A 3998-nucleotide genomic window follows, 5' to 3' on the forward strand; every position below is an offset into this window, starting at 1 on the left:
CGTGTCGTCCCCCCAATCACGCGTGTCGACCCTCTGATCACGCGTGTCGACCGTTCCCGCACGGGACGGTTGTGCACAAGTTATCCACAGGCGGATAGTTATCCACAGATCGTGGATGAGGCCCTTTCATTCTGGTCCGGCAGGGTCTCATCCTCGATCTTGTGACTGAGTGGGCAAGACGACATGGAGTGCTCTCGCGCGCCGAAGCCGACAGGCTTTTAGGGCGACGCAAAGTCCTCGAGGGGCTCGACCGCGGGTTGCTTTCGCAGCCGTGGCGAGGTGTCGTCGTGCACGCCACCGACCTGCTGAAGCTGCCGACGAGAGCCGCGGCTGCGCTGCTCGCGGTCGGTCCTCCCGTCGCGCTGGCTGGCGTCACTTCCCTTGCGCTGCATGGCATTTCGGTGGCCGACGAACGTGAGATCCACGTGATGGTGCCCTATTCGCGGCGCATCCGATCGCGCTCTGGTCTGGTTGTGCACCAGGGCGGCTTCCGTGATCATGACGTCATCGAAATCGACGGTCTCGCCACGTTCCTCCTTGATCGCGCGCTGGCCGACTTCCTCTGCGACGGGGACAAGCGAGCGGCCTTTCCCGCGGTCGACGAAGCCATGCGAGGGCTGCCGCCGGACCACTGCGCGAGACTTCGCGAGAACGTGCGCGACCGGCTTTCCGACCGCCGGGACCGGCGAGGTATCCACAGGGCCCTGATGCTCTTGGACCTTGCCACCGGCAAGGCGGAATCGCCTCCCGAGAGCGTGCTCCGGCTGATCGTCGTCGAAGCCGGTTTCCCGGTGCCCGAGCCGCAGCACCAGATCACGACCATCGACGGCCGCAAGCTCTACGTGTTCGACATGGCGTGGCCGAGCAGGCAGATCGCGCTCGAGTACGACGGGGTCGCAGCTCACGAAGAACGGCGGGAGTACGACCTCGAACGCGACCAGCGGATGGCTGCCCGCGGCTGGATCACCGTCCGGGCGGCTGCCGCCGACCTTCGGGATCCGAGCCGCCTGCTGGCCGAGTTGCGGGACGCCTTCGACCGGCGGTCCGGCCGGGCTGCGTGATCAGAAGGTCGACGCGCGTGATCAGAGAGACGACACGCGTGATTGGCGGGTCGACACGCGTGATCAGAGGGTCGACACGGGTTAGCCGGTTATGCCGGAGCAGGGGCGGGTTCGGAGGTCGTCGACGTAGTCGGCGGGGGCGCCGGCTGCCTCGGCGGCGTCGGCCAGGACTCCCAGGTAGCGGGCTGAGGGTAGGCCGCCTTCGTAGGCGTCCAGGACATACAGCCAGGCCAGGACCGAGCCGTCCATGGTTTGCACCCGGAGTCGGATCTTCGAGTGGATCCCCAGCTCGCCGCCTTCCCAGCGGTCCAGGCCCGTCTCGTCCAGCGGGGTCACGTCGTACAACACGACGAAGACCCGGGAAGCCGGGTCCTCGACGATCGTCGCCAGGGCACCTTCCCACCCCAGGTCTTCTCCGCCGAAGGTCAGGCGCCAGCCCTCCAGCCAGCCGGTGCCGGCCATCGGAGAGTGCGGCGCGCGCTCCAGCATCTGGGCGGGCTCCATGTTCGATCCGTACGCGGCATACAACGGCACGCCGACAGCGTAGCGACACCTGCCCGACCCGAGTGGACGCACTCGCCGTGTTCGCCCACTTCAGTGTCCGGTCACCTTCGCCGCGTACGGTGAGAGCACCGCACGAACAGGCAGAGGAGGACCCAGGTGACCAGGATCGTGATCATGGGCGGGGGCCCGGCCGGCTACGAAGCCGCGCTGGTCGCGGCCCAGCACGGGGCCGACGTCACGATCGTCGAACGGGACGGCCTGGGTGGCGCCTGCGTCCTCTACGACTGCGTTCCCTCGAAGACGTTCATCGCGAGCTCCGGCGCCCTGGCCAAGATGCACGACCTCAGCGAGCTCGGCATCAACACCGACATGGCCGACACCAGCATCGACCTCCCGACCGTCCACGGCCGGGTGAAGGGGCTCGCGCTCGCCCAGTCCGCCGACATCCGCGCCCGCGTCCAGCGCGAAGGCGTCCGCGTCATCGCCGGCGAAGCCCGCTTCTGCGACGAAGAGCCCGGCCTGGCCACCCACAAGGTCGCCGTCACGACGAAGGACGGCACCGAGAAGCTGCCCGCCGACGTCGTCCTCATCGCCACCGGCGCCACCCCGCGCGTGCTGCCCGGCGCCGTTCCCGACGGCGAGCGCATCCTCGACTGGCGGCAGCTCTACGAGCTCCAGGAGCTGCCGGAGCACCTCGCCGTGATCGGCTCGGGTGTCACCGGCGCCGAGTTCGCGTCCGCCTACACCGAGATGGGTGTCAAGGTCACCGTCGTCTCCAGCCGTGACCGCGTCCTCCCGCACGAGGACGCCGACGCCGCCGCGGTGCTCGAAGAGGTCTTCTCGCAGCGCGGCACGACCGTCGCGAAGCAGGCGCGCGCCGACCGCGTCGAGCGCACCGAGAAGGGCGTCGAGATCCACCTCGCCGACGGCCGCGTGATCGAAGCCAGCCACGCGCTGATGACCGTCGGGTCGGTTCCGAACACCCAGGACATCGGCCTCGACAAGGTCGGCATCTCGCCCGGCCCCGGCGGGTTCATCACCGTCGACCGCGTTTCGCGCACCTCCGTTCCCGGGATCTACGCCGCCGGTGACTGCACCGGCGTGCTCATGCTGGCCTCGGTGGCGAGCATGCAGGGCCGCATCGCGATGTGGCACGCGCTGGGCGAAGGCGTCGCGCCGATCAAGCTCAAGACCGTCGCCGCCAACGTGTTCACCCACCCGGAAATCGCCACCGTCGGCATCAGCCAGCAGGCGATCGACTCCGGCGAGGTGCCCGCGCGCACCATCATGCTGCCCCTGGCCACCAACGCGCGCGCGAAGATGGAGGGCCTCCGCCGAGGCTTCGTGAAGCTGTTCTGCCGCCCCGCCACCGGCGTGGTCGTCGGTGGCGTCGTCGTGGCGCCGCAGGCGAGCGAGCTCATCCTTCCCATCGCGCTCGCCGTCCAGAACCAGCTCACAGTGGACCACCTGGCACTGACATTTTCGGTGTACCCGTCGCTGTCGGGCTCGATCACCGAGGCCGGGCGCCAGCTCATGCGCCACGACGATCTCGACTGAGGAAGCACGCAACCCCGGCGCACTCGTCGCGTCTTGACGGTTGTAAGGCTGAAGGACGCGAAGGGTGCGAACGTGCGCAAGACGGTGGTTTTCGTTGCGGCAGCGGTGATCGGGGCGACGGCGCTGACGGGACCGGCGATGGCGCAGAGCACCGGCCCGACGCCGAACACGAGCACGAGCCCGACCGCGAAGGCCGGCAAGGTCCAGCTCAACGTGAACACCGCGATCAACCAGACGCTGGTGGACAAGTACGTCCGCGACGCGCCGAACGTCGCGCTGGCGAAGTGCGAAGGCCCGTCGCCGGCTTTCGCCTCGCCGGTGCTGACGTTCGCCAACTACACCCCCGGCCCGTTCATGGGCGCCGACGCGAACATCAGTGCCGACGTCGAGCTGAAGCCCGGCACCGCGGCGGGGACGTACCCGCTGACCGTGACCTGCGGCGACCAGACCTACACCACGCAGTTCTCGGTGCCCGCCGCCCAGGTCGCGAAGGTGCCGTCCGGCGCCGCGAAGGCCGGCGACGGCAGCATGGCCGGCTGATTTCCCCTCCGCGGGCAGAGCGTCTTTCCGGGCAGCACTCCCCGGGGAGGGAAAAGGGGTTGGCAATGAAGAAGGTCCTGGCCGTCGCCGCCGTTTCGGGTGGATTGCTGCTCTCGGCCCCGGCGGCCTTCGCCGCGACGCCGGCGGAGCAGGCGGGGAACCCGAAGGCCTACTTCCGCGTCATGCCGACCGCGGCCCGCCCGGGTGCGAAGGTGCAGATCCGGCTCGGCTGCGAAGCCGCGAGCACGCGCGACCTGGCGTCACCGGTCCTCGAGATCGGCGCGCTGCGGCGGGTCGGCCCGCAGAACGACCCGGCCAAGGCGCCGGCCGCGGCCG

4 protein-coding genes and 1 pseudogene are annotated in these 3998 nt (G+C 69.4%); 4 read left to right on the plus strand and 1 reads right to left on the minus strand.

The window, feature by feature from the left end:
* Positions 1-287: 287 nt before the first annotated feature.
* The gene (locus CCN39_RS22520) at positions 288-1061 is read left to right on the plus strand and encodes an endonuclease domain-containing protein (RefSeq protein WP_244210948.1); all 774 of its coding nucleotides are present in this window, start codon (positions 288-290) and stop codon (positions 1059-1061) included.
* 81 nt (positions 1062-1142) lie between these two features.
* On the opposite strand, the gene CCN39_RS22525 is transcribed toward CCN39_RS22520, so the two are convergent.
* Complete coding sequence (locus CCN39_RS22525; RefSeq protein WP_208630318.1) at positions 1143-1595, minus strand: gamma-glutamylcyclotransferase family protein; 453 nt, start codon at positions 1593-1595, stop codon at positions 1143-1145.
* A 126-nt stretch (positions 1596-1721) separates the two neighbouring features.
* Between CCN39_RS22525 and CCN39_RS22530 the strand changes: the two genes are divergently transcribed.
* The 3 genes and pseudogenes from CCN39_RS22530 to CCN39_RS22540 all read left to right on the plus strand — a co-directional run.
* Positions 1722-3122 carry an NAD(P)H-quinone dehydrogenase gene (locus tag CCN39_RS22530; RefSeq protein WP_086845030.1) on the plus strand — a complete coding sequence of 467 codons (1401 nt, stop codon included), beginning with the start codon at positions 1722-1724 and terminating at the stop codon, positions 3120-3122.
* 72 nt (positions 3123-3194) lie between these two features.
* Positions 3195-3662 (plus strand): hypothetical protein, encoded by a 468-nt coding sequence (locus CCN39_RS22535; RefSeq protein ID WP_086845032.1) that lies wholly within the window; start codon positions 3195-3197, stop codon positions 3660-3662.
* Positions 3663-3727: 65 nt separating this feature from the next.
* A pseudogene (locus tag CCN39_RS22540) lies at positions 3728-3998 on the plus strand (hypothetical protein); the annotation flags it as partial.

Source organism: Amycolatopsis kentuckyensis (genome assembly GCF_002155975.1).
Taxonomy (GTDB): domain Bacteria; phylum Actinomycetota; class Actinomycetes; order Mycobacteriales; family Pseudonocardiaceae; genus Amycolatopsis; species Amycolatopsis kentuckyensis.